This is a genomic window from Gordonia abscondita, from assembly GCF_032711245.1.
Taxonomy (GTDB): Bacteria; Actinomycetota; Actinomycetes; order Mycobacteriales; family Mycobacteriaceae; genus Gordonia.
In genome coordinates this window covers 2,749,193-2,774,537 of the sequence record NZ_CP128986.1, presented here as the reverse complement: position 1 = coordinate 2,774,537, position 25,345 = coordinate 2,749,193, and the positions used below count along the sequence as shown (strand labels likewise).

The following is a 25,345-nucleotide window of genomic DNA, read 5'->3' as shown; positions in this document are numbered from 1 at the left end:
ACTACACGTTAGCCGGTGTCGGTTCCGCCGCGAGCGCTGCCTCGACGACGGGAACGGTCACTTCGGCGATCGCGGCGTGCGTTGGCACGCTCCAATGGATGCCGTCGGGATTCATCGTCGTATCCGGGTCGGCGAACGCGGACGCGGTCGTCTCGTAGAACGACACCGTCGGCAGATCATGTGCGCGCGCCCACCGTTCTATGGCGGTGGTCGTCGCGATGCGTCCAGGGTGTGCGTTGCCGTAGTAGGGACTGTCGTGCGTCGGCGGCAGGCAGACGACGATCGGCAGGTCGGGCCGCAGATGTGCGACGGCAGCGCGAACTTTCTCGTAATAGTCGACGGTCACCCGGGGTGGCAACGCCATCGGCCAGCCGAGCGGCGACAGTCGTGGCTGCAGCCACGAATAGGCGCCGCGCACACATTGACGCAACGCGGCCGGTCGGATGTATCTGATCTGTTCACGCAGTGCCGTCGGCAGCGGAGACGGCAGCGAGTCCATCCCGCCGTACGCGAGGACCAGGACGTCGGCCTGCGGGAGTTCGGCCCAGATCCGCGGATCCTGCGTCGTCGCCCACCACACGTCACGGCTCGTCCATCCGATGCGGGCGAAGAGTTCGACGCGACGCCCGACCCGCTCGCCGACGATGTTCGGCCAGATCCGCCGATCGTCGGCGGCCAGCCCGCCCGTCTCGTCGTAGTACGACAAGGAGTCCCCGAGGACAAGTACCGAACCGGACACGCGTGCTCCTAGCTGTTGGCGGCTCTGACGTTACTGGACAGCCGATTCGGCAGACGCGTTCCACACGTCGAGCCGCCACACGGGTGCGTCCGCGTCGGTCGTCGAATGCCCGGACAGCTGGACCCATGCGGTGTTCGCGAGACCGCCGAGGATCGGCCAGTTGGCGACGGGCAGCCCGAGGAGGCTCGCGGTCAACGCGGCGATGCATCCACCATGCGCCACCAGCACGACGGGGGCGTCGGGATCACCGCCATTCCCCCAGTCGTCGAGGCCCGCGACGAGTTCGGTCACCACCGGAACCATACGTGCGGCGACGTCGACGCGACTCTCGCCGCCTGGCGGCGACCACGTCGCATCGTCACGCCAGTACCGGCGCGCACCAGGCATCTCGGCGTCGACCTCGGTATGGGTCATGCCCTGCCAGTCCCCGAGCTGCGTCTCACGCAGGCGTGGATCGGTCGTGACGTCTTGACCGGTCACCGCGCCGACAGCCATGGCCGTCTCGTGTGCACGACGCAGATCCGACGCCAGGATCACCAACGGGGATCGGGTGGCCATCGACTGTCCGGCGACACGCGCCTGTTCGACGCCCAGATCCGACAGTTCGGTGTCGAGCTGACCTTGCATCCGTTGTGTCGCGTTGTAGACGGTCTGGCCGTGGCGCAGCAAGATCAGGCGGCGTACTCGCGGCGTCAGCCGCTCGACGCTGGAATCGCCCGGATCCGGTTCGCCTCTCACTCCGAGCCCGGCACGAGTTCGTCGTCGCGGTCGCCTTCGGGTCGGGCTGCGGGCTCGACACCGTCGAGCTCGACCAGCGGGCAGTCCTTCCAGAGCCGTTCCAGACCGTAGAAGTCGCGTTCGTCATCGTGCTGGACATGTACGACGAGCGCGCCGTAGTCCAGGAGCGCCCAGCGGCCCTCCCTGGTGCCTTCTCGTCGGAGCGGCTGATGGCCGGCTTCGCGCAGCTTGTCTTCGACCTCTTCGACGATCGAAGTCACCTGGCGCTCGTTGTCGGCCGACGCGATCAGAAAGATGTCGGTGATGACGAGCTGTTCGGAGACGTCGATCGCGGCGACGTTCGTCGCAAGCCGTTCGACGGCCGCGTGGGCGGCGATGGTCGCCATCGAGATGGATTCTTCAGTCGCGCTCACTGGGTTCCTTTCGGTACAGACCGTGCTTGGCGATGTACTGCACGACGCCGTCCGGTACCAGGTACCAGACGGGTCGTCCCGCAGCGGCGCGGACGCGGCAGTCGGTCGAGGAGATCGCCAGAGCGGGGATCTCGATCAGCTGCAACGACCGGGCGGGTTTGGTCGCCAGATGTTCGGTCAGATGTTTGACGTTGAGTTCGTATCCGGGTCGCGATACGCCGATGAAGTTCGCGAGCTCGAAAAGTCCTTCCCAATCATGCCAGGTCAGGATGGTCTCGAGCGCATCGGCACCGGTGATGAAGTAGAACTCGTCGTCGGGGAACGCATCGCGCAGGTCACGCAGCGTATCGACGGTGTAGGTGACCCCTTCGCGTTCGATGTCGACGCGGCTCACCGTGAACTGCGGGTTGGACGCGGTCGCGACGACCGTCATCAGATAACGGTGCTCGGCCGGGCTGACCAGCCTCGCCGGATCGGAGGCGTGCTCGCCCTCCTTCTGCCACGGCCGGCCGGTCGGAACGAAGACCACCTGGTCGAGCTTCACCCGGTCGGCGACCTCACTCGCGGCGACGAGGTGGCCGTTGTGGATCGGGTCGAACGTGCCGCCCATGACGCCGATCCGGCGCGGTCGCGCAGTCTCCGATGACATGGTCGGTGAGTTTACGCGGTGCGCCCCAATGCCACACCGGTAGCAGCCTCACACCGGCAGCAGGTCGGCGATCACGCGCCCGAGTTGATCGGCGTTGCGGCATTCGAACATGTCGACTTCGGCAGCGTAGACGCTCGCCGACGAGTCGCCCGAATCCCACGCCTGCTTACGTTCCGGGTTGAGCCAGTACGCGTTGCGGACTCGTTCGCGGATCTTCGCCAGCGAATCGGCGTGCGCCGGCCGGAAGTTGTTGCGGGCGTCACCGAGGATGAGCAGCGCGCTGCGGTGGGTCAACGAGTCCAGATACGTCTGCGCGAACCCTTTCAGCATGTGCCCGTAGTCGGAGTGCCCGTCGCGGGTGCTGATCCGCGCCGTGGACAACATCTCGGTCATCCGGGCACCGAACTGCGTGTCGTCGTTTCTGTGGGCGAAGAAGTCGGTCACCTCGTCGACCGTGTCGACGAACGCGAACACTCGCACATTGGAGAACTGCTGGCGCAGCGCGTACACGAGTTGCAAGGTGAACTGACTGAACCCGGCGACCGAACCGGAGACATCGCAGATGACGATCAGTTCGGGTTTACCCGGCCGTGGTTTACGGCGACGCAGGTCGATCGGCACACCGCCGGTCGACATCGAAGCGCGGAGGGTGGCGCGCACGTCCACGGCCGCGTGCTTGTTGCGGCGGCGCCGGAACTCCAGTTTCGACGCGAGCAGCCGCGCGATCGGGTCGATGGTGCGCCGCATCTTGACCATGTCCTGCGCGTTCGCCGAGAAGAAGTCAATGTTCTCGGGCAGCTTCGGCACCGCGTACGAGGACACCGCGTCCCGTCCGCGGACGTCCGCCATGCGACGCTGCGTCTCGGTAGTGACGGCCTCGCGCAACCGGTCGGTCGCGCCGCGGGCGGCCTGCCGGTTGAGGGCGTCGGTGCCCGCCCGTTCACCGTCGCCCTCTTGGCCGCCAGCCATCGCGGCGGCGATCCGCGCGATCAACGTCTGCGGCGAGATCTGCGACATGGCCTGATACACCGAATACGATTCGCCGCGCGCCGACTCGTATCGCCCCATCTCGGCGACGATCGCCGCCACCAACTGGTCGAAACGTCCGTCGACCATCGCCTCCGGGTCGGCGAGGACGTCGACGACCGCTTCACGCAGTGCCTCGACGTCGACGCCGCCATCCTCGTCGCTCGGCATCTCGAACGCTTCCAGTCGCGCCGCATTGCCGAGCGGGAACCAGAGTTCGAAACACAGGTCGAACGTGTCGCGGTGGTTGTGGTCGGACAACAGGGTCGCCGCGAGTCCTTCGCGCAGCGACTCACGGTCGAGCAGGTCGAGGACGGTCATGGCCTGTCCCGCGTCGATCAGGTTCGACGGCCCGACGGTGATGCCCCGCCCGCGCAGATCCTCGACGAATCCCGTCAGCGTGTCGACGACCGCCTCGGCGCCCATACGCGTCAGCCCAGCTTCAGTTCGCGGATCGCCGTCGTCACGTCGGGACGATGCTTGAGCACGACCCCGAGCGTCTTGGCGATCAGCGATTCGTCGAGCCGTCCGCCCTTGATGGCCTCCAGCGCCGACTCTTCGCTGTTCGCGCCGTTCCCCGCGGTCATCGCGAGGAGTGTGTTGCCCCAGTCGATGGTCTCGGCGACCGACGGCTTCTTCTTGATGTCGAGTCCGCGCAGCACGCCGACGACCCGCACGAGTTCCTCGGCGACCTTCTCCGGCAGCTCCGGGACTCGTGAGGCCAGGATCTCACGTTCGAGGTTCGCGTCCGGGAAGTCGATGTACAGATATAGGCACCGACGCTTCAACGCTTCCGACAGTTCGCGGTTCGCATTCGAGGTGAGCAGCACGATGGGACGGCGTGCGGCCGCAACGGTCCCCATCTCCGGGATGGTGATCGCGAAATCGCTGAGCACCTCCAAGAGCAGACCCTCGATGTCGACGTCGGCCTTGTCGATCTCGTCGATGAGCAAGACGGTCGGCTCGGTCCGTGAGATCGCGGTCAGCAGAGGCCGCGCGAGTAGGAACTCCTCGGAGAAGATGTCGTTCTTCGTGGCGTCCCAGTTACGACTTCCGGCGGCTTGAATCGCCAGGATCTGCTTAGCGTGATTCCACTCGTAGAGCGCGCGCGCCTCATCGATGCCCTCGTAGCACTGCAGACGGATCAGTTCGGCGCCCGTCGCCTGCGCGATGGCACGAGCCAGTTCGGTCTTGCCGACCCCCGCAGGGCCTTCCACGAGGAGCGGCTTGCCGAGCCGGTCGGCGAGGAATGTCGTAGTCGACGTCGGGCCGTCGGCGAGATACCCGGTATCGGCCAGGCGTGCGGCGACGTCGGCCGCGCCGGTGAACACGGGGACGATGTCGCTGCCGCTCATGCGGGACGCACCTGTCCGTCGCCCCACACAAGCCATTTCGTGGAGGTCAGCTCGGTCAGACCCATCGGTCCGCGGGCGTGCAATTTCTGTGTCGAGATGCCGATCTCGGCGCCGAAACCGAACTGCTCGCCGTCGGTGAACGCCGTCGACGCGTTCACCATGACGGCGGCGGCGTCGACCCGCGCAGTGAACTCCTGCGCCGCTTGCAGCGATGTGGTGACGATGGCCTCGGTGTGGCCGGTGCCGTAGGTGTCGATGTGGGCGATCGCCTCGTCTAGTCCGTCGACGACCTTCACCGCGATGTCGAGGGACAGGTATTCGCGGTGCCAGTCCTCTTCGGTGGCCGGCTCCATGCCCGGCTCGTCGCCGTGGATGACGACGCCCTGGGCCTGCAGCGCCGACGTCAGCGGCGCGAGGGCGTCGGCGGCGATCGCCTTGTCGACGAGAACGGACTCGACGGTGTTGCACACACTGGGGCGACGGGTCTTCGCGTTGAGGACGATCCGGGTCGCGATGTCGACGTCGGCGTCGGCGTGCACGTAGACGTGGCAGTTGCCGGTACCGGTCTCGATGGTCGGGACGGTTGCGTCGCGGACCACGGCCGAGATCAGTCCGGCTCCGCCGCGCGGGATCACCACGTCGACCAGCCCGCGGGCCTGGATGAGCGCGGTGACACTGTCGCGGCTCTCGCTCGGCAGCAGAGCGACGGCGTCCGGGCTGACGGCGTTGTCGGACAGCACCCCGCGCACGACGTCGACGAGTGCCGCGTTCGAAGTGGCCGCCGACGATGACCCACGCAGCAGCACTGCGTTGCCCGACTTGAACGCGATTCCGAACCCGTCGACGGTCACGTTCGGGCGCGCCTCGTAGACGAAGCCGACGACACCCAGCGGCACCCGGATCTGTCGAAGGTCGAGACCGTTGGGGAGGGTCTTGCCCGTTACGACCTGCCCGACCGGATCGGGCAGCGCCGCCACCTGACGAAGTCCGCCGGTGATGCCCGCCACGCGTTCCGGGGTGAGACGAAGTCGGTCGACGAGCGCGGCCTCGGTCCCGACCTCCTCCGCGCGGGCGACGTCCTCGGCGTTGGCGGCGAGGATCGTGTCCGCGGCCGCGTCGATGGCGTCGGCGGCAGCGCGCAGGACGGTGTCCTTCTGCGCGGTGGTCAGGGTGGCGAGGCTTCGCGAAGCCTTCTTCGCTGCGGCCGCGAGACCGGTGACGGCTGCGACGACGTCGGTGTCGGTAGGTGCACTCATGAGTCCAGGTTAGCGGGGTGGCCCGACGGTTCGGCGTCGGCCGGTCCCGCGGCGGGGAGCACCACTGTGAACACCGCGCCGGCGCCCACTCCGGCGCTGGACGCCGTCACCGATCCGCCGTGCGCTTCGACGAGGACGCGGACGATCGTCAGGCCGATCCCACTCCCGCCGTCGCGCCGGGTGCGGGCGTCGTCGGCGCGGTAGAACCGGTCGAAGACGTGCGCCAGGTGCTCGGCCGCTATCCCTCGGCCGGTGTCGGCAACGGTGAACACGACGTCCGGTCCGATTTGCGCCGTCGTGGCGGTCACGGTGCCACCTGCCGGGGTGTGGCGGCGCGCGTTGTCGAACACGTTGCCGAGGACCTGGCCGATCCGGGCGGGATCGACAGTCATCGGGATATCGTCTCCGCTCGCGACCAGCGCGATCCCCGCGTCGTCGTACGACGGAGCCGCGGCCGCGACGGCCGCATCCACGAGGCGTCGCGCACCCGTCGGTTCGGGCCGGATCCGATCGATGCCCTCCTGGACTCGGGACACCGCACTCAAATCCTCCGCGAGACGGCGCAGCCGTCGCGTGCCCGTCAGGAGGACGCCGATCGTATCCGCGTCGGCGACACGGACACCGTCCTCGACGGCCTCCAGGTGCGATTCGATGGTCGCAATCGGGGTGCGCATCTCGTGCCCGAGGTCGGCGACCATCCGCCGCCGCGTCGTCTCGGTCTCGTCGAGCTGTCGCGCGAGTTCGTTGACCGCGTCGGCGAGTTCGGCGAACTCGCGGCCGAGTCCGGTCGCGTCGACCCGCGTCTCGTAGCGGCCCGCGGCGATCCTGCTTGTCGACGTCGATAGTTCCCCGACCGCCCGTTCCACGCGGCGGGCCACCCACCAGCTCAGGACTATCGCCACTACGACGGCGACTGCCGCAGCGGGCGCCCACGCGCGCAGCAGGGTGCCACGGAACGCCATCTCGATGTGGTCGGTCAGCCCGTCGTCTCCGGAGATGCCTGCCTGGTGGAGGTGTTCGTGGAACATGCTCGGCGCGATGACGACGGCGACCACGGTCGCCGTCACCAGGCACACGAGCACGACGAGCGTCGTCCCGAGGAACAGTCTGGTGCCGAACCTGGTACGTGGCGGGCGCGTCACCGGCCGGTCCCCATCCGGTAGCCGACGCCCCGAACGGTCGTCACGTAGTCGCCTCGGGCGGCGTCGTCGCCGAGTTTGCGACGCAGATGGCCGATGTGGACGTCGACGAGGTGGTCGGCTCCGTCCCACCCGGTCCGCCAGACGGCGTCGACGAGTGCACCGCGTGTGACGACAACCCCGGGATCGGCCGACAGGACGGTGAGAACGTCGAACTCCGTTCGGGTCAGATGAATCTGCGTACCGGCGACCGTCACGACGCGTGCGGCGACATCGATCGTGAGATCGCCGAACACGCGCGTCTCGCGGTCCGTCCGTACCGCCTGAGGCCCGCCGAGGCCTGCGCGGGGGCGACGGATCCGCGCTTGGACGCGGGCAGACAGTTCGCGCGGGCTGAACGGCTTCGTCATGTAGTCGTCGGCACCGACCGACAGTCCGATGAGGGTGTCGACTTCGTCGGCGCGCGCGGTCAGTATCACCACGTACGCGTCGGAGAACTCGCGTAGGCGCCTGCACACTTCGACGCCGTCGAGCCCGGGCAGACCGAGGTCGAGCACCATCACATCGGGGTCGACGCTCCGGGCTAGGTCAACGGCCTGCGCGCCGTCGCCAATCAACGTGACCTCGAATCCGTCGCGGGTCAGGTACGACGCGACGAGGCGTGCGAGATCGGGTTCGTCGTCGACGACCATCGCACGTAGGTTGTGTGCGGGTCCCGCCGCACGATCCGCGGCACCATGACGGTTCATGAGTCCATCATGGCCTTGGGTCGCCTTGAGGAAACCTTGAGGCGATGTCTGGCCGAATCCGCCGGTTTCCCAGGAAAACTCGGTGAGGTACTTCCGATGCCGCTTAGAGAGAAGGACCGCCCGATGGACGACCGCACGAAGAAGGCCCGCCCGATGACCCGCCGGACGATCGCCGCCGGAGTGGGTGCCCTGGCCGCCGTCACTGTTCTCGGAGCCTGCTCCGACTCGGGTGATGCGACGAACGACGGTCATGACGGCCATGTATCGACGACATCCATGTCGATGCCGGTATCCTCCGGAACTCAGTCACCGGGCTCGCACAACGACGCCGACGTCATGTTCGCTCAGATGATGATCCCCCACCACCGACAAGCGGTACAGATGAGCGACATCCTCCTTGACAAGGAGGGGGTGCCCGCCGATGTCCGGGAACTCGCCGAGTCGATCAAGTCCGCGCAGGCGCCCGAGGTGAAACAGCTCACCGGCTGGCTCGGCGACTGGGGCGCACCAGTGGACGCCGACATGAGCGGACATCACATGGACGGCATGGTCTCCGCCGCCGACCTCGCGAAACTCAAGAACGCTCCCGGCGCCGACGCCGCCCGCCTCTACCTCCAGCAGATGATCGGTCACCACGAAGGCGCCGTGACGATGGCGCAGACCGAGGTCGACACCGGCCAGAACTCGGACGCCGTCGCAATGGCTCGCCGCATCGTCGAAACTCAGAACACGGAGATCGACGCTATGAAGAAAATGCTCGGCTGACCGCTAGTACATCAACACCTGTCCAGCGCCGCGGCGAGGACCACACGCGACGGGTCGTCCACCGGCAAGTGGTACGTGCCCAGTACGGTGACGAACTGCACCGCGTACTGGCAGCGGAAGCCGTCGAGCGGCGGCATCCATACGGCCGGTTCGCCGTCCGACTTAGCCTGATTGCTGCCACCGTCGACGGCGACGAGATTCGCCGGATCGTTCGCGAATGCGGTGCGGAGCCCGCGCGGCCAGTCCTTCGCCCCCATGTCCCACGCGTACGCGAGCGGTACGACGTGGTCGATCTGCACTGCGGCCGACGAGCGTCCCCGCTCGAATACGACTGACCGTCCCGTGTACGGACTCGTCAGCACCCCCGACGAGACCGCACGCGGGCACGAGTCGATCGCCACCTGGCCCGACACGTCCAAGTCGCGGGCCAGGATGTCGTTGCGGGTGTCGCAGCCGTTGCCCGAGCCACGCGCATCCGAGGTGTCGGTCCACGCCGTGCCGAACGCGTCACGATCGTAAGCGGCGTCGTGCGGCGGCCTGACCGGGACCACCTCCAGCGCCGCGAACACCGTCGACGCCTGCGCGACACGGGCGGCCGGCACCTGCGGGGCGTCTCCGCGCGGCGGACCGACGCCCACCGCAACCACGACCGCCAGGACGGCGAACACCGTGACGACACCCCACTGCCCGATGGTCAAGCGCACCGCACCGTCGCGTCGACGCGCCCGCCAATCCCTCCACCGCATCGCGCCCCCCCCTAAGGTCAGACGCATGAGGCGAGTCTGCGGTTCCGGGGACCGCCTACGACTTCTCCAGGTACTCCGCGCGGGAGGGCAGGAGAATCGCGCGGACCAGGTCGGCGAGGGCCGGATGGTCGGTGAGGTCGCGGTCGGCCTCGACGATCGACTCGGAGAGGTCGCGGGCGTCGGCGATCACCTCGACGTCATCGATGAGCGAGAGGAAGCTGAGCGACGACTTACCGCCCGACTGGAGCGCACCGAGGACGTCGCCTTCGCGGCGTTGCTGAAGGTCGACCATCGCCAACTCGAACCCGTCGTTCGATGCTTCGACAGCCTTCAACCGTTCCGCCGACGCCGACAAATCGTGCGCCGCCGTCATCAGCAGGCACAGTCCGGCATGTTGTCCGCGGCCGACGCGGCCGCGCAACTGGTGCAGTTGGCTCACACCGAAACGTTCGGCGTTGACGATCGCCATGGTCGTCGCGTTCGGCACGTCGACGCCGACCTCGATGACCGTGGTGGCCACGAGCACGTCGAGTTCGCCGCGGGTGAACGCATCCATCACATCGTTCTTGTCGTCCGGGTGCATCCGACCGTGCAGCACCGCGATTCGGCGCCCGGCGAGCGGTCCGGTCTCCAGCATCTGAGCCTGTTGAAGAACGGAGACGGTGTCGTCCTCCTTCTCCTCGGCCTTCGCGCCCGCCTTCTTCCTGCTTGCCTTTTTGTTCGACTCCTCGTCGCCGATCCGGGTGCACACCACATACACCTGCCGACCGGCCTCGATCTCCTCGTTGGCCCGCTCCCAGACCCGATTGACCCAGATCGGCTTGCTCATCGGGACGACGGTCGTTTTGATCGGCTGCCGTCCGCGCGGGAGTTCGGTCATCATCGACGTGTCGAGGTCGCCGAATGTCGTCATCGCCACGGTCCGTGGGATGGGCGTCGCCGTCATGACGAGGAAGTGGGGGCGACGGTCGTCGCGCCCTTTGCCGCGCAGCACATCACGCTGTTCGACGCCGAAACGGTGCTGTTCGTCGACGACGACCATACCGAGGTCGAAGAACTCGACGTGCCCTTGCAGGAGTGCGTGCGTGCCGATCACGATGCCGGAGTCGCCGGTCACCGCGTCGAGTAGCGTCTGCCGTTTCGCGGCGGTACCGAGCGATCCGGTGAGCAGTCCGACGCGGGTCGCCCCGTCCGCGGCACCGAGCTCGCCGCCGCGCGCGAGGTCGCCGAGCATCGTCATGACCGTCCGATAATGCTGGGCGGCAAGCACTTCGGTCGGAGCGAGGATTGCACACTGGTGACCGTTATCGACGACGCGGAGCATCGCCAGCAGGGAAACCAGGGTCTTACCGGAACCGACTTCGCCTTGCAGCAGTCGGTTCATCGGGTGGTCGACCGCGAGGTCGTCGCCGATCTCGGCCAGCACCGTCCGCTGTCCAGCGGTCAGCTCGAACGGGAGTCGTTCGGCGAGTTGGTCTTCGAGTCCGCCCGGCACGTGGCGGCAGCCGATCGCCACCTCGGAGCCGAGGTCGGACCGACGTTGCGCGAGTGCGGTCTGCACGGCGAGCGCCTCATCGAACTTGAGTCGGTCCCTGGCCTGCTCCACCTGGTCCATCGACTCGGGGAGGTGGACGTTCCGGATCGCTTCGTCGCTGGTGATGAATCCTCGAGTGCTCCGCTGCTCGTCCGTCAACGGGTCGGCCGCGGGCACGGTGTCGGCGATGACCTGCCGGACGGCGCGCCAAATCTCCCACGTCTGGACGTCGCGAGTTGCGGGGTACATCGGGATGATCGCGCGGCTGAAGTGTTCGACATCGTCGGCGGTGCCGGTCAACGTCTCCGGGACATCGTCGTCACCGCCGCGTTCGTCGGCGAGGAGCTCAGCCATCATCGACGTGCCGTGCACGTCCATCCCGTCGTCGGGCAGCACCAGCCAGTCCGGGTGCGACAGCTGGATCTGGTTGTTGAAGTACTTGACCTTGCCCGCGAGAGCCACACGCACACCCGACACGAGCACCCGTTGGATGTATTTCGCGTTAAAGAAGCTCGCCTCGTAGCGGTTGTGTCCGTCGTTGACGACGATCTTGAGGAACTTGCCGTGCCGCCGCTTCATCGCGATCATCTGCGACTTTTCGATGCGCCCGATCACGGTGATCCACTCGTCGGGTTCGGGGCGTTCGGTCGCCGACACCTGGCCTTGCCGGATGTAGCGGCGCGGGACGTAGCGGAGGAGTTCGCCGACAGTCGTCAGTTCGAGGCCCGCGAGTTTCGTGACGAGTTTCGGGTCGATCGACGAGTCGGTGAGCGGTGCCGCCGTCGTCAACATCATTCGACCCCCACCTGCAACAGATGCGAGGTCTGGCCCGCCTCGTGCACCTCCAGCTCGATGCCCTGATAGTGGGCGCGGATGTGCCCTTCGATCGCTATCCGCGCGTCGTCGGCGAGGTCGGAGCCCGCGAGGACGGTCACCATCTCGCCGCCGGTCGAGAGCATCAGGTCGAGGAGTGCGGTCGCCGCCTGTGCCTGTTCCTTCGCGATGACGAGGACGTCGGAGCCGATGAGGCCGAGGGTGTCGCCGATCTCGGCGGTGCCCGCGAGGGTCATGATCTTCGACGTCGACCGGACGAGCGAACCCCACCGGGTGGCCGCGGCGGCTTCGGCCATCGCGAACGCGTCGACATCGGGTTCTTCGCCGGGATCATGGACGGCGAGTGCCGACAGGCACTGCACCATCGACATCGTCGGCAGGAACACCACCGATCGCTGCGTCGACCGGGCGTGCGCGCCGACGGTGACGAGGTCCTGCGACGACATCATCCCGTTGCCCATGACGACGACATGCGCGCTGTCGGTCGCTCGGATCGCTTCACCGAGCGTCGACGGGTGGACGCCGTGGTCGGCGCGCACGACGGATGCGCCGGCCGCGGTGAACAGTTCTTCCGCGCCGTCGCCCCGGACGAGGACCACCACGGCCCGCTTGAATCGGGGCGGCGGCTCGTTCGCGCCGGGCGTGGCCCGGTAAGCGTCGAGCATGAAACAACTGATCCGGATGTCGCGGACCGTGCCGAGCGCAAGGCCTGCTTCGACGGCGGCCCCCGGCTCATCGGTGTGGACGTGGACGGAGAACTGCTCGGACCCCGCCGAGCTGTCGCCGACGATGACGACGGAATCCCCGAGCTCACCGAGGCGGTCGCGCAGTCCGGCGATCAGCGCGGCGTCCGCCCCGTCAAGGAGGTACATGACCTCGAAGTCGGTGTCGCCGTCTGCCGAACAGTCGCCGACCTGCAGCCCGCCCGGGCCACTCAGCGAACCACGATATGCGCGGCGCTTGTTGGCGACACCGGTGACGACCGACACGAGTGCGTCGGCGAGCACCAGAAACCCGCGGGCACCCGCGTCGACAACGCCTGCCTTCGCCAGTTCGGGCAGCTGAGCGGTCGTGAGATCGAGCGCTTCGGCCGAGTTCTCCGCGACCGCGCGGACGAGATCGGCTGGCGGGCGCGCCGCGTTCTCCGACGCCGCCTGCGCGGCGACGGTCAGCAATGTCAGGACGGTCCCCTCTTTGGGTTCGGCGACGGCGCGTCGAGCCGACAGCGCGGCCAACCGGAGCCCGTTGATGCACAGCCGGTTGAATCCGAGATCGTTCTCGGCGACAGCGAGGTCGGCGGCGTCGGCGAGCCCGACGAACAACTGGGCGAGAATGATCCCGGAATTGCCTCGCGCACTCATGACAGCGGCGTCGGCGAGCGCGCGGGTGACCGTCTGCAGATCAGCGTCCACGTCGACGCCGTCGAGCGCGGTGACCGCACCGGCCATGGTGTTCGCCATGTTGCTTCCGGTGTCCGAGTCGGGGATCGGGAAGACGTTCAAATCGTTGATCTCACCGCGTGAGACCGCGAGGCCGTCCGCGCACGCGGCCGCCCAATCGCGAATGAACTGCGGATTGACCGCGGTACCGCCGTAGGCCATTAGTCCACCCCCGAAACGTAGAGTCGTGTCCGAGGTTACCGGTGCCGCCGGACACCGATGCAGCTCACTCGACCGGACAGCCAGGATTTGGCTGGGACCCGATCGCGGGTTACTCTTGTCGGGTTGCCTACTCCGGCTGCGTGATCGCTTACGCGCCGTGTGGGCGAAGAGACCAGACCATTATCTACCAAGGGAGTTCGCTATGGCTGCCGTTTGTGACGTTTGCGGCAAGGGCCCCGGATTCGGTAAGTCGGTTTCGCACTCGCACCGGCGCACCAACCGCCGCTGGAACCCGAACATCCAGTCTGTGCGTGTCGAGGTCGCCCCGGGCAACAAGAAGCGCAAGAACGTGTGCACCTCCTGCTTGAAGGCAGGCAAGACCTCCGTCTGAGGTTCGCCACCGTCTGAGGTTCACCGCGCTACACAGTTTTCCACGATCGCCGTCCGGTTCACCGGGCGGCGATCGTCGTGTCCGGACCGCTCAGTAAGCTGCCTTCCATGACTTCCCCCAGTGACTTGATCACCCTCGACGACGGAGTGCTCACGCTTCCGCTTGCCACCGCCGACAATGGGACTGCACTCGACCACGCCCTGGTGCTCGCCGCTGTCGCCGAACTCGGTCGGGTGACGCGCGGAGAGGTCGACGCGGGCGCGATCCTGCTCGCATCGACCGGCAAGAATTTCTGCGCAGGAGGGAATGTCGGCGCCTTCGCGGCGGCGGACGACCGCGCCGAATATCTACGCGGCCTCGCCGACGACCTCCACCAGATGATTGGCCTGCTGTACGAGACGGGGCTGCCGGTCGTCGCGGCGGTCACCGGGTGGGCCGCGGGCGCCGGTATGAGCATGGTGCTGCACGCCGATGTCGCGATCGGCGGAACCAAGACCAGGCTGCGTCCGGCGTACCCGGGCATCGGCTTATCACCCGACGGCGGCATGTCGTGGACGCTTCCGCGGGCGGTAGGCCCGGCGCGTGCCCGGCACCTCATCATGACCGACCAGATCATCGACGCCCAGCGCGCGCTCGACCTCGGGCTCCTCGCCGACGTCGTCGACGACGATGCGGTCATCGACACCGCTCACGCCGCGGCGGCGCGCCTCGCCGCCGGGCCGCGCGGCTCGATGGCTGCGATCCGCCGCCTCGTCCGCGACTCCGCCGACCGGACGCTCACCGACCATCTGACCGCTGAAGCGAAGTCGATCTCCGCGCTGTCGGCTTCGGCCGAGGGCGTCGAAGGCGTCGACGCGTTCATCGCCAAACGCGCACCCGACTTCGGTTCGGTGCGCTAACGCCCGTTTATGGCAGCAGCCAGTCGACCGGTTCCCCACCGAGGTCGAGCAGTTCCTCGTTCGCACGGCTGAATGGCTTCGATCCGAAGAAGCCGCGCGACGCGGACAGCGGCGACGGGTGCACCGACTCGATGGTCGGCACGTCGGGCATCCATTCGGCGAGCTTGCGCGCGTCGTTGCCCCACAAGATCGCGACGAGCGGCTCGTCGCGGGCGGCGAGCGCTTTGATCGCGCACTCGGTGACGATCTCCCAGCCTTTGCTGCGGTGTGATGCGGGTTCGCCAGGCATCACCGTGAGGACCCGGTTCAACAGTAGGACACCCTGCTGAGCCCACGGGGTGAGGTCGCCGGTCGACGGCCGAGGATGCCCGAGATCGTCGCAATACTCGGTGTAAATGTTCTGCAGAGACCGCGGCACCGGTCGCACGTCGGGCGCAACGGAGAAGCTCAAGCCGACGGCGTGCCCCGGCGTCGGATACGGATCCTGTCCGACGATGAGTACCCGGACCTCGTCGAACGGCTGGCTGAATGCCCGCAGCACGTTCGCACCCGCGGGCAAGTATCGGCGGCCCGCCTCGTTCTCGGCACGCAGGAACTCGCCCATTGCGGCGATCTGCTCGCCGACGGGCGCCAACGCCTGCGCCCACCCGGGATCGACCAGTTCATCGAGTGGCTTGGGGCTCATCCGTCGATCCTGCGCAGGTTGGCCCGGTAGAACTGGGCGTTCTGGTAGTACAGGTCGGTGTTCGCCGCCAGGTGACCTTCCGGGACGACGTGGCCGTCGCGAACCTTCGCGGGCACGCCGAGCGCCATCGACCGCTCAGGCACCGTCGAGCCGTACGCGAGGACCGCGCCCGCGCCGATGATCGAACCGGAACCGACCGTCGACCCATTCAACACCACCGACCCGGAGGCGATCAGACACTCGTCACCGATCTCGGCTCCCTCGATGTGCGCGTTGTGGCCGACGACGCAGCCTGCACCGATCACGGTCGGCTCGGTGAACGTGCAGTGCACGACGGTGCCGTCCTGGATATTGGTGCGCGCGCCGACCGTGATGGTTCCGTAGTCGCCGCGGAGGACAGCGCCCGGCCACACCGAGACTCCGTCGCCCAACGTGACGGCGCCGATCACCGTCGCGTCGGGATGGATGAACACGTCGTCACCAAGGGTCGGCTCACGATCGCCGAGCGCATAGACAGCCATGCATGCATCTAATCACTGGCGCGCCCCAGCGATCACGTCTGGGTGAATGACTGCCAGCCGCGGATCGAGCCCACGGGCTCGTCGTCGACGAACGCGCCGTCGCCTACCGACACGACCCCGATACGCGTCCAGTCCGCGGGCAGCGTTCCTGCGGGGAACACCGCCAGTAGGACGTGGTCCTCGCCTCCGCCGAGCGCCCAGCGCACCGGGTCGACAGCGAGATCGTCGCCGACCGCGTCGAGCCCTGCGACGCGGGGCACCAACACCGATTCGACGTCCAGCCGCACGTTCGACGACGCTGCCAATGTCACCAGTTCTTCCACGAGACCGTCGGACACGTCGGTCATCGCCGTCGCGCCCGCGACAGCGGCGCGCGGACCGGCGCCCAAATCCGGCTGCGGCAGCCGATAGGCTGCCAAAGCCACCGGATGTCGTTCGAGGAGAGCAGGATCCGCCCCGTGCTCGACCGCCGAAAGCACGGCGAGGCCGCCCGCCGCGCCGCCGAGCGGTCCACTCACGGCCAGGACCTCGCCCGCGCCCGCACCGGACAACGTGACCGGTGCGACGTCGTCGAGCACCCCGATCGAGGTGACCGTGATGACGACGGTCGGCGACGACACGAGATCGCCGCCGAGGACGCGTGCGCCGTAGGTGTGCGTCTGGTCGACGATGCCTGAATTGACGGCGAGCAGCCGATCGACCGGTGTCTCCGACGGGCAGCCGAGCGAGACGGTGACGCCGGTAAGGCGGCCGCCCATCGCCGCGATGTCGGCGGCGCTCTGCACCACTGCGCGGGCACCGATCTGCTCGGGCGAGGACCAATCGAACCGGAAGTGTCGCCCCCCGACTGCGGTGTCAGTGCTGACCACCACCGGGCCGTGCGCGGTGAAGACCGCGGCGTCGTCGCCCGAACCGATCACCACGTCGTCGCCGGTCGATGCCGCCGCCTCGGTGAACATCGCGATCAGGCGCCGTTCACCGATCTCACTCACTGTCTGCACCGGCCCGATCCTACTGGCGAGCCGGGTCACACAGCGGCGCTGGCTATCCTGACAACCATGGCCGACACCTCAGGAGCCGAAACTCCGGACAAGGATCAGCGCTCACCGTTGAGCCCCGCGCTCATTGCGACCCTGGTCGCCGTCCCGGTGGTGGTGATCGGCGTGTTCATCGCCTTCGCGGCCTTCAAGTTCTCGACTCGGCCCGACTCCGGACCGATCCCCGTCGACGAGTATTCGACGGCACAGGGCGACGACGCGGACAAGTGCCCGGCTTTCCTCGACGCGCTGCCCGAGACGCTCGGCGACTACGACGGGAAGTCCGTCGACGGCACCACGGTGCGCTGGAGCATGGACGGCTCCGACCCGATCGTCGTCCGCTGCGGTGTGGCACGCCCGGACGAGCTCGCCCCGACGAGCGGGCTGCAAGTGATCGACGCGATCCAGTGGTTCATGACCGATAGCGTCGAGGGCCGCGGGCAGGCGTACGTCAGTGTCGACCACCGCCCGTATGTGGCGATGTGGCTGCCGTCCGGGTCCGGAAACGCGCCGATCACCGATGTCTCGACGCTGGTCGCGCAAAAGCTGACCCGCGCGCCGCTGGACTTCGGAAAGTAGACCGACTCCCACGGGGGTTAAGCGGGTCCGTATACCTCGGGTTTGGTGGAGCGCCCCAGGAGGTTCGTCACCATGTCCTGAACGCTCATTCCCTCGTGGCAGAGCAGGTAGACCGCTTCGGTTAGCGGCATCTCCACACCGTGTGCCTTCGCGAGGGCGCGCACTGACCGGCACGACTTCACCCCCTCGGCGACCTGGCCGTTGGTCGCGGCCTGCGCTTCCTCGAGGTTCGCGCCTTCACCGAGTCGGGCGCCGAACGTTCGGTTGCGCGACAGGGGCGACGAGCAGGTCGCGACGAGGTCGCCGACTCCGGCGAGGCCTGCGAGCGTCGTGATGTCGGCGCCGAGTGCGACGCCGAGCCGAATGGTCTCAGCGAGCCCGCGCGTGATGATCGTCGCCAATGTGTTCTCGCCGTATCCGAGGCCCGACGCGACGCCGCACGCTAACGCGATGACATTCTTGGCCGCCCCGCCGATCTCGCATCCGACGACATCGGTGTTGGTGTAGGGCCGAAAGTAGCCGGTCGCGAAGGCCGCCTGCACCCGCTTGGCCTGGTCTTCGTCGGCGCAGGCGATGACAGTGGCGGCTGGCTGGCCCTGCGCGACCTCCCGCGCCAGGTTCGGACCGGAGAGGACCGCGATCTGCTCAGCCGGAAACTCGGTCACCTCGGCGATCACTTCGCTCATTCGTTTGCCGCTGCTGACCTCGACGCCTTTGGCCAGCGACAGCAGAATCGCTTCGGACGGCAGGTCGTCGAGCCACTGGGACAGGTTGTCCCGCAACGACTGCGATGGGACAGCGCACACGACGAGTTCGCGCCCGGCGAGCGCTTCCGTCGGTGAACTGACCGCTCGCAGCGAGTGCGGCAGTTCGATACCGGGCAGATAGTCGCCGTTCACGTGGCCGGTGTTGATCTGCTCGGCCAACTCGGGTCGGCGAGCCCACATCACGACGTCGTTCCCGGCGTCCGCCAAGACCTTCGCCACCGCGGTTCCCCACGAGCCAGATCCCATCACCACTGCACGCACACGCAACTCCTCCACCGGTCCACACGAGAGTGCGTCCAGCGTAAGCCATGTCGCTGTACTCGTGTCCGGTTCGGATCGACCCGATCGACGCGTCGGCGCTCCCGGTGCTGCACCATGGTTGGCATGTCCATTGCAGCGTCGACGTCGGCTCGGGGCACGGTCGTGCTCGCGGTGAAATCGTTGTCGGACGCGAAGTCGCGGCTGACTCCGCTCCCCAAGGACGCCGACCGTCCCGCGTTGGTCTCGGCCATGCTCATCGACACACTCGATGCCGTCGCCGCGGTCGGAGCCGACGCGGTGGTCGTCAGCCCGGATCCGGACGTGCTTCGTCTCGTCGCAGATCGGGGTGCGATGCCGGTCGACGAGCCCGAGCCGATCACGGGACTCTCCCCGCTCAACGCCGCGCTCGCGCACGGCGCCCTGCCAGTCGGCCGCACCGCGTACCTGCAGGCCGACTTGCCCGCGCTGCGCCCGGCCTCGCTGGCCGCCGCGCTCGACGACGGGGCCCGCGCACTGACCCGAGCACCGGCGTCGTTCGTCGCCGACAGGTCGGGCCACGGGACCGTCCTGCTCGTCGCGACCGCCGGCTTCACGCCCCGATTCGGGATCGATTCGGCGCACCGCCACCGGGATGCCTGCGCTGTCGAACTCGATCCGGAGCACCGCCATTGGGCCGACCTCCGCACCGACATCGACACCCCGGACGACCTCGCTGTCGCGGCCAGGCTCGGGCTCGGTCCGCGCACGCGTGCGGCGCTCGCCCGCCACACCGCGGACGCCGATCGGTTCGACAGGACAGCGCGCCGCGGATGCGGCACAATGAACCGGTGAGTACCGCCGACGATATCGAGACCGCCTCCCTAACCGCGCTGCCGTCGGCACTGCCCGCCGAGACCGCGACACCCGAGGTCGACGCGGACCTCCCCGCGGACCGCTACCTTAACCGGGAATTGAGTTGGCTCGACTTCAACTCGCGGGTCCTCGCGCTGGCCGAAGACCAATCGATGCCGATCCTCGAACGCGCCAAGTTCCTGGCGATCTTCGCGTCCAATTTGGACGAGTTCTTCATGGTCCGCGTGGCAGGCCTCAAACGACGCGACGAGACCGGATTGAGCGTGCGGTCGGCCGACGGTCGCTCCCCGCGTGAGCAACTGCAGATGATCACGTCCCGGTCCCAGAAGATCGCCGACCGCCACGCGCGCGTGTTCATCGACTCGGTGGCGCCCGCGTTGGAAGCGGAGAACATCCGCCTCGTCGAGTGGACCGAGCTGACCACGGATCAGCAGTCGCGGCTGCGGCAGCACTTCCACAACGAACTGTTTCCGGTGTTGACCCCGCTCGCCGTCGACCCCGCGCACCCGTTCCCGTACATCTCCGGTCTGAGTTTGAATCTGGCCGTCACCGTCCGTGATCGCATCGAGGGCAGCGAGCACTTCGCGCGCGTGAAAGTGCCGGACAACGTCAACCGGTTCATCCGGGTCAACACGTTGACCGGCGACTCCGACCGGGCACCCGAGGACGCGCAGGCTCCGGTGCTCTTCCTGCCGTTGGAGAAGCTGATCGCGGCGAACCTCTCCGAGTTGTTCCCCGGCATGGACGTCGTCGACCACCATCTGTTCCGGGTGACCCGGAACGCCGACTTCGAGGTCGACGAGGATCGCGACGAAGACCTCCTGCAGGCGCTCGAACGCGAATTGGCGCGCAGGCGTTTCGGATCGCCGGTCCGCCTCGAAGTCGGCGACGACATGACCGAGCACATGCTTGAGATGCTGTTGCGTGAACTCGACGTCGCCGCCGTCGACGTCGTCCAGATCCCCGGATTGCTCGACCTGACCGCCCTCTGGCAGGTGTACAGCCTCGACCGCCCGGCCCTCAAGGAACGACCGTTCGTCCCGAAGACGCATCCCGCGTTCGGCGAGCGGGAGACCCCCAAAAGCATCTTCTCGACGCTGCGTGACGGCGACGTCCTCGTCCAGCACCCGTACGACTCGTTCTCGACGAGTGTTCAACGTTTCATCGAGCAGGCCGCCGCCGACCCGCACGTCCTCGCGATCAAGCAGACGCTGTACCGGACATCCGGTGACTCGCCGATCGTCAACGCGTTGATCGACGCCGCGGCAGCGGGCAAGCAGGTCGTGGCCCTCGTCGAGTTGAAGGCGCGGTTCGACGAGCAGGCCAACATCAAATGGGCACGCAAACTGGAGCAGGCAGGCGTGCACGTGGTCTACGGTCTCGTCGGCCTCAAGACGCACTGCAAGACGTGTCTGGTGGTGCGGCGCGAGGGCTCGACAATCCGCCGCTACTGCCACATCGGCACCGGCAACTACAATCCGAAGACGGCGCGCCTGTACGAAGACGTCGGCCTATTCACCGCGGCACCGGAGGTCGGAGCCGACTTGACCGACCTGTTCAACACGTTGACCGGGTATTCGCGTAAACAGGAATACCGCAATCTCCTCGTCGCACCCGCAGGCATCCGCAAGGGCATCATCGAGCGGATCGACGGTGAGATCCGCGCCTTCGAGAACGGTGACACGCGCGCGCGCATCCAGCTCAAAGCCAACGCCCTCGTCGACGAGCAGGTGATCGACGCGCTCTATCGCGCGTCGCGCGCGGGCGTGCCCGTCGACGTCGTGGTCCGCGGAATCTGCGCGCTCAAACCGGGGATCGTCGGACTCAGCGAGAACATCGTCGTCCGGTCCATCCTCGGCCAGTTCCTCGAGCACTCACGCATCCTGCACTTCGGCGCGCAGGACGAGCATTGGATCGGCAGTGCGGACATGATGCACCGCAACCTCGACCGTCGAGTGGAAGTGATGGTCCAGGTGCGCGATCATCGTCTCGTCGCCGACCTGCAAGACATTTTCGACTCCGCGATGGACACGCGTACCCGCTGTTGGGAACTGCGCCTGGAAGGTCGATGGGAGGCTCAGCCGGCCGCAGGCGAAGAGGTCCGCGACCACCAGCGGCGGATGGCGCAGCGTACCCGCCACAACGTGGAGTCGAAGTAGCCCGATGTCGTCGTCGCAGAAAGTGGTGTGGGCGGCAGGCGGTGTCCTGTGGCGCCGCGCGAACGACGGGCCCGGCGACAGTCGCATCGAGGTAGCCCTGGTCCACCGGCCGCGGTACGACGACTGGTCGCTGCCGAAGGGTAAAGCCGAGCCGGACGAACTGCTCGTCACCACCGCTGCACGCGAACTCGTCGAGGAGACCGGCTACCAGATCCGGATGGGTCACCGCCTCGTCACCGTCGAATACCGGCTCGGTTCGGGAGCGCTCAAGAAGGTCGGCTACTGGTCGGTGGCCGCGACGGGCGGCGAGTTCGTCGCGAACCACGAGTGCGACGCTCTGCGTTGGCTACCGGTGTCCGACGCTATCGGCTCGGTAAGTTACGCCGCCGACCGGAAAGTGCTGCGAGTATTCGCATCCCACCACGTCGACGAATTGCACACCATGCTGTTGGTGCGACACGCGAGGGCAGGCAGACGGACCGCGTTCCACGGCGACGACCGGGACCGTCCGCTCGACGCCGAGGGCCGTCGACAGGCTGCAGCGCTCACCGATCTCCTCCGGCTGTTCGGCGCACATCACCTGCACGCCGCCGACCGGCTGCGGTGCGTCCAGACCCTCCAGCCGCTGGCCGAAGCGCTCCGCAGACCTGTTGGCGTCGAGACGGCACTCACCGAGGAGGCGTACGCGGTCGACCCTGACGCGGCGTACAGTCGGCTCCTCGCACTCGCCGGGAAGAAGGGCGCGGTGCGCACAATCTGCAGTCAGGGCAAAGTGATTCCGCCGGTACTGTCCCGGTGGGCTGAGCGGGACGACGTCACGCTGCCCGCCGCCCGGAACCGGAAAGGCAGCGTGTGGGTGTTGACGCTGCGGGGTGAGCGGCTCATCGCGATCGACCACATCGACGGCCCATTCGCGGACTGAACTCGCGCGGCGTCACTTCTTCTTGGCTGCGGTCTTTTTCGCTGCGGTCTTCTTGGCTGCGGCCTTCTTCGCTGGCGCCTTTTTGGCTGCAGTCTTCTTTGCTGCAGTCTTCTTTGCTGCGGTTTTCTTTGCTGCGGTCTTCTTGGCCGGTGCCACGTCGGGGGCTGCGCGTTTCACCGCGGGCTGGCCAGCCGACAACTTCTGTTCGCCGGAGACGATCGCCTTGAACTGTGCTCCCGGACGGAACGACGGAACCTGCGTTGCCGCGACCTTCACGGTCTCGCCGGTGCGCGGATTCCGAGCGACACGCGCTGCGCGCTTGCGTTTCTCGAAGACCCCGAAGCCGGTGATCGTCACGCTTTCACCCTTATGCACGGCGCGAACGATGGTGTCGATCATGTGCTCGACAGCGGCGTTCGCCGTCTTTCGATCAGCGTCGAGGCTCTTAGCCAATTCCTCGACGAGTTCTGCCTTGTTCATTCAAACCTCCGCGGATCACGCCGACTCGGCTCGCCAGCTATGTCACACGGTAGAGGAAAATATGTCCGGGATCACACAGACTCTCCGAAAAATGTCGGAGTCAGCTCGACGCCGAACCCCCGCCGCGACACCGGATTCGGCGTCGGGACGGGGGTCAGTCACATCGTGTCTTGGTCAGAGCGTCACCGGTTTGAACGACGGGCGACGTTTCTCGTACTCGGTGACCCGGTCCACTTCACGCAGGGTCAGGCCGATGTCGTCGAGGCCTTCCATGAGTCGCCAACGCGTGTAGTCGTCCACCTGGATTCCCACGACGAGATCGCCCGCGGTGGCCGTCATCTCTTCGAGGCTGACAGTCACTTCCAAGCCGGGTTCGGCGTCGAGGCGCTTCCACAGCAGTTCGATGTCCGACTGTTCGACCTGGGCGGCCAGGAGGCCCGCCTTCCCGGAGTTGCCGCGGAAGATGTCGGCGAATCGCGCCGAGAGAACCACCCGGAACCCGAAGTCCATGAGCGCCCAGACTGCGTGCTCGCGCGACGATCCGGTACCGAAGTCGGGCCCGGCGACCAGGACGGAGCCGTTCGACCACGGCTCGTTATTGAGGATGAAACCAGGGTCGGTGCGCCAACTCGCGAACAGACCGTCTTCGAAGCCGGTCCGCGTCACTCGCTTGAGGTAGACCGCGGGGATGATCTGATCGGTGTCGACATTGCTGCGCTGCAACGGAACCCCGATGCCGGTGTGCGTGGTGAAAGCTTCCATCTCAGTTTCCTTCTCGGCTCGTCGAGTTCAGACCAGGTCCGCGGGAGCGGCGAAGCGACCGCGGACAGCGGTCGCCGCGGCCACGGCGGGAGACACCAGGTGAGTGCGTCCGCCCTTGCCCTGGCGGCCTTCGAAGTTGCGGTTGGAGGTGGACGCGCACCGCTCCCCCGGGGACAGCTGATCGGGGTTCATGCCGAGGCACATCGAGCAGCCGGCCATCCGCCAGTCGGCACCCGCCGCGGTGAAGATCTCACCGAGACCCTCCTCGTCGGCCTGCGCGCGCACTTTCATCGAGCCCGGCACGATCAACATCCGCATTCCGTCGGCCACCTTCCGTCCCGAGAGGACCTCGGCGACCGCACGCAGGTCTTCGATGCGGCCGTTAGTGCACGAGCCGACGAAGACGGTGTCGACCTCGACCTCACGCAGCGGGACGCCCGGTGTCAGACCCATGTACTCGATGGCTCGGGCAGCCGCGGTGGCTTCGGTCTCGTCGACGATCTCCGCGGGGTCCGGGATGCTCGCCCCCAACGGCAGGCCTTGCCCCGGGTTGGTCCCCCACGTGACGAACGGAGTCAGTTCGGCTGCGTTGATGTGGACCTCGCGGTCGAACACTGCGCCGGCGTCGGTGCGCAGGCTGTCCCAGTACTCGACCGCCGCATCCCAGTCGTCGCCTGTCGGCGCGTTCGGGCGTCCCGCCAAGTACTCGTAGGTGATGACGTCCGGGGCAATCATGCCCGCGCGCGCGCCGGCCTCGATCGACATGTTGCAGATCGTCATCCGGGCTTCCATCGACAACTTCTCGATGGCCGGGCCACGGTACTCGAGGACGTGGCCCTGGCCGCCGCCCGTGCCGATCTCGGCGATCACAGCGAGGATCAGGTCCTTGCTCGTGACTCCCGGCGGCAGTTCGCCGTCAACGGTGATCGCCATGGTCTTGAACGGCCGCAGCGACAGCGTCTGCGTCGCCATCACGTGTTCAACCTCGGACGTGCCGATGCCCATCGCGAGCGCACCGAACGCGCCATGCGTCGACGTGTGGCTGTCACCGCAGACGACCGTCATACCAGGCTGAGTCAATCCGAGCTGTGGTCCGACGACATGCACGATGCCCTGCTCCACGTCGCCCATCGGGTGCAGGCGGACGCCGAACTCCTCGCAGTTGCGGCGCAGCGTCTCCACCTGGAGTGCGGACACCTGGTCGGCGATCGGGCTGAAGATGTCGACGGTCGGGACGTTGTGGTCCTCGGTCGCGATGGTCAGGTCCGGGCGGCGGAGCTTTCGGCCAGCCACGCGGAGACCGTCAAAGGCCTGCGGGCTCGTCACCTCGTGCACGAGGTGCAGATCGATGTAGATCAGGTCCGGATTCGCATTGCCGTGCGCGTCCACTTCACCCGGAACGACGACGTGGTCGTCCCAGACCTTCTCGGCCAGGGTGCGCGGCTTCGCGTTCTTCTCACTCATGAGCCACTCGGTTCTTTCCTTC

Annotated in this window: 25 protein-coding genes and 1 pseudogene; 7 read left to right on the top strand and 19 right to left on the bottom strand. The window is 67.3% G+C overall.

Translation table 11 applies throughout. The features are described 5' to 3' along the window. Window position 1 precedes the first annotated feature (1 nt). The 9 genes from octT to MP11Mi_RS13060 are packed head-to-tail and all read right to left on the bottom strand — an operon-like array spanning window position 2 to window position 8,064. Window positions 2-739, bottom strand: coding sequence for a diglucosylglycerate octanoyltransferase (gene octT / locus MP11Mi_RS13100; RefSeq protein ID WP_420039345.1), 738 nt, complete (start codon window positions 737-739; stop codon window positions 2-4). A gap of 30 nt (window positions 740-769) precedes the next feature. Beyond that, the gene (locus MP11Mi_RS13095; RefSeq protein WP_420039344.1) at window positions 770-1,477 is read right to left on the bottom strand and encodes a histidine phosphatase family protein; all 708 of its coding nucleotides are present in this window, start codon (window positions 1,475-1,477) and stop codon (window positions 770-772) included. Next, window positions 1,474-1,890: a ribosome silencing factor gene (rsfS, locus tag MP11Mi_RS13090; protein WP_420039343.1), complete on the bottom strand. Its 417-nt coding sequence runs from the start codon at window positions 1,888-1,890 to the stop codon at window positions 1,474-1,476. The genes MP11Mi_RS13095 and rsfS overlap by 4 nt, the downstream gene beginning before the upstream one ends. Beyond that, window positions 1,877-2,539, bottom strand: coding sequence for a nicotinate-nucleotide adenylyltransferase (gene nadD, locus MP11Mi_RS13085; RefSeq protein ID WP_420039342.1), 663 nt, complete (start codon window positions 2,537-2,539; stop codon window positions 1,877-1,879). Before nadD ends, rsfS begins: the two co-directional genes overlap by 14 nt. A 48-nt stretch (window positions 2,540-2,587) precedes the next feature. Next, window positions 2,588-3,991, bottom strand: a complete 1,404-nt coding sequence (locus MP11Mi_RS13080; RefSeq protein ID WP_420039341.1) for a vWA domain-containing protein — start codon at window positions 3,989-3,991, stop codon at window positions 2,588-2,590. 5 nt (window positions 3,992-3,996) lie between these two features. Beyond that, a complete protein-coding gene (locus MP11Mi_RS13075; protein WP_420039340.1) occupies window positions 3,997-4,920 on the bottom strand; it encodes an AAA family ATPase in 924 nt (307 codons plus the stop codon). Continuing rightward, window positions 4,917-6,176 (bottom strand): glutamate-5-semialdehyde dehydrogenase, encoded by a 1,260-nt coding sequence (locus tag MP11Mi_RS13070; RefSeq protein WP_420039339.1) that lies wholly within the window; start codon window positions 6,174-6,176, stop codon window positions 4,917-4,919. Before MP11Mi_RS13070 ends, MP11Mi_RS13075 begins: the two co-directional genes overlap by 4 nt. Beyond that, on the bottom strand, window positions 6,173-7,318 hold the full coding sequence (locus MP11Mi_RS13065) for a sensor histidine kinase (protein ID WP_420039338.1): 1,146 nt from the start codon (window positions 7,316-7,318) through the stop codon (window positions 6,173-6,175). Before MP11Mi_RS13065 ends, MP11Mi_RS13070 begins: the two co-directional genes overlap by 4 nt. Next, a complete protein-coding gene (locus MP11Mi_RS13060; RefSeq protein WP_420712790.1) occupies window positions 7,315-8,064 on the bottom strand; it encodes a response regulator in 750 nt (249 codons plus the stop codon). Before MP11Mi_RS13060 ends, MP11Mi_RS13065 begins: the two co-directional genes overlap by 4 nt. Before the next feature lie 123 nt (window positions 8,065-8,187). Here MP11Mi_RS13060 and MP11Mi_RS13055 point away from each other — a divergent pair, with 123 nt between their 5' ends. Beyond that, window positions 8,188-8,829 carry a DUF305 domain-containing protein gene (locus MP11Mi_RS13055; protein ID WP_420712789.1) on the top strand — a complete coding sequence of 214 codons (642 nt, stop codon included), beginning with the start codon at window positions 8,188-8,190 and terminating at the stop codon, window positions 8,827-8,829. A gap of 11 nt (window positions 8,830-8,840) precedes the next feature. On the opposite strand, the gene MP11Mi_RS13050 is transcribed toward MP11Mi_RS13055, so the two are convergent. The 3 genes from MP11Mi_RS13050 to MP11Mi_RS13040 are packed head-to-tail and all read right to left on the bottom strand — an operon-like array spanning window position 8,841 to window position 13,544. Further along, window positions 8,841-9,602 (bottom strand): HNH endonuclease family protein, encoded by a 762-nt coding sequence (locus MP11Mi_RS13050; RefSeq protein ID WP_420712788.1) that lies wholly within the window; start codon window positions 9,600-9,602, stop codon window positions 8,841-8,843. Between the two features lie 28 nt (window positions 9,603-9,630). Continuing rightward, on the bottom strand, window positions 9,631-11,901 hold the full coding sequence (gene recG, locus MP11Mi_RS13045; RefSeq protein WP_420042094.1) for an ATP-dependent DNA helicase RecG: 2,271 nt from the start codon (window positions 11,899-11,901) through the stop codon (window positions 9,631-9,633). Further along, window positions 11,901-13,544 (bottom strand): DAK2 domain-containing protein, encoded by a 1,644-nt coding sequence (locus MP11Mi_RS13040; RefSeq protein WP_420039336.1) that lies wholly within the window; start codon window positions 13,542-13,544, stop codon window positions 11,901-11,903. Before MP11Mi_RS13040 ends, recG begins: the two co-directional genes overlap by 1 nt. A gap of 202 nt (window positions 13,545-13,746) precedes the next feature. Here MP11Mi_RS13040 and rpmB point away from each other — a divergent pair, with 202 nt between their 5' ends. Both rpmB and MP11Mi_RS13030 read left to right on the top strand, forming a co-directional pair. Next, a complete protein-coding gene (gene rpmB, locus MP11Mi_RS13035; RefSeq protein WP_420039335.1) occupies window positions 13,747-13,935 on the top strand; it encodes a 50S ribosomal protein L28 in 189 nt (62 codons plus the stop codon). A gap of 107 nt (window positions 13,936-14,042) precedes the next feature. After that, a complete protein-coding gene (locus MP11Mi_RS13030; protein WP_420039334.1) occupies window positions 14,043-14,834 on the top strand; it encodes an enoyl-CoA hydratase/isomerase family protein in 792 nt (263 codons plus the stop codon). A gap of 7 nt (window positions 14,835-14,841) precedes the next feature. On the opposite strand, the gene MP11Mi_RS13025 is transcribed toward MP11Mi_RS13030, so the two are convergent. The 3 genes from MP11Mi_RS13025 to thiL are packed head-to-tail and all read right to left on the bottom strand — an operon-like array spanning window position 14,842 to window position 17,041. After that, entirely contained in the window at window positions 14,842-15,519 is a 678-nt protein-coding gene (locus MP11Mi_RS13025; RefSeq protein ID WP_420039333.1) for a uracil-DNA glycosylase, read from the bottom strand. Continuing rightward, window positions 15,516-16,040 carry a gamma carbonic anhydrase family protein gene (locus MP11Mi_RS13020; RefSeq protein WP_420039332.1) on the bottom strand — a complete coding sequence of 175 codons (525 nt, stop codon included), beginning with the start codon at window positions 16,038-16,040 and terminating at the stop codon, window positions 15,516-15,518. Before MP11Mi_RS13020 ends, MP11Mi_RS13025 begins: the two co-directional genes overlap by 4 nt. Before the next feature lie 32 nt (window positions 16,041-16,072). Beyond that, the gene (thiL, locus tag MP11Mi_RS13015; RefSeq protein WP_420039331.1) at window positions 16,073-17,041 is read right to left on the bottom strand and encodes a thiamine-phosphate kinase; all 969 of its coding nucleotides are present in this window, start codon (window positions 17,039-17,041) and stop codon (window positions 16,073-16,075) included. Between the two features lie 57 nt (window positions 17,042-17,098). On the opposite strand from thiL, the gene MP11Mi_RS13010 reads away from it, so the two are divergent. After that, a complete protein-coding gene (locus MP11Mi_RS13010; protein WP_420039330.1) occupies window positions 17,099-17,656 on the top strand; it encodes a DUF3515 domain-containing protein in 558 nt (185 codons plus the stop codon). Between the two features lie 17 nt (window positions 17,657-17,673). On the opposite strand, the gene MP11Mi_RS13005 is transcribed toward MP11Mi_RS13010, so the two are convergent. Then, complete coding sequence (locus MP11Mi_RS13005; RefSeq protein ID WP_420039329.1) at window positions 17,674-18,684, bottom strand: NAD(P)H-dependent glycerol-3-phosphate dehydrogenase; 1,011 nt, start codon at window positions 18,682-18,684, stop codon at window positions 17,674-17,676. A 123-nt stretch (window positions 18,685-18,807) separates the two neighbouring features. Here MP11Mi_RS13005 and cofC point away from each other — a divergent pair, with 123 nt between their 5' ends. Genes cofC through MP11Mi_RS12990 form a run of 3 tightly spaced genes read left to right on the top strand, consistent with a single transcriptional unit; the run spans window position 18,808 to window position 22,617 of the window. Beyond that, entirely contained in the window at window positions 18,808-19,515 is a 708-nt protein-coding gene (gene cofC, locus MP11Mi_RS13000; RefSeq protein WP_420039328.1) for a 2-phospho-L-lactate guanylyltransferase, read from the top strand. Continuing rightward, complete coding sequence (locus MP11Mi_RS12995) at window positions 19,512-21,695, top strand: RNA degradosome polyphosphate kinase (protein WP_420039327.1); 2,184 nt, start codon at window positions 19,512-19,514, stop codon at window positions 21,693-21,695. Before cofC ends, MP11Mi_RS12995 begins: the two co-directional genes overlap by 4 nt. Before the next feature lie 4 nt (window positions 21,696-21,699). Then, window positions 21,700-22,617 (top strand): NUDIX hydrolase, encoded by a 918-nt coding sequence (locus tag MP11Mi_RS12990; RefSeq protein WP_420039326.1) that lies wholly within the window; start codon window positions 21,700-21,702, stop codon window positions 22,615-22,617. Window positions 22,618-22,635: 18 nt separating this feature from the next. On the opposite strand, the pseudogene MP11Mi_RS12985 reads toward MP11Mi_RS12990, so the two are convergent. The 3 genes and pseudogenes from MP11Mi_RS12985 to leuC all read right to left on the bottom strand — a co-directional run. Beyond that, window positions 22,636-23,097, bottom strand: a pseudogene (locus MP11Mi_RS12985) (HU family DNA-binding protein); the annotation flags it as partial. Window positions 23,098-23,271: 174 nt separating this feature from the next. Then, on the bottom strand, window positions 23,272-23,859 hold the full coding sequence (leuD, locus tag MP11Mi_RS12980; protein WP_420039324.1) for a 3-isopropylmalate dehydratase small subunit: 588 nt from the start codon (window positions 23,857-23,859) through the stop codon (window positions 23,272-23,274). Between the two features lie 27 nt (window positions 23,860-23,886). Continuing rightward, window positions 23,887-25,323, bottom strand: a complete 1,437-nt coding sequence (gene leuC / locus MP11Mi_RS12975; protein ID WP_420039323.1) for a 3-isopropylmalate dehydratase large subunit — start codon at window positions 25,321-25,323, stop codon at window positions 23,887-23,889. Between the last annotated feature and the right edge of the window lie 22 nt (window positions 25,324-25,345).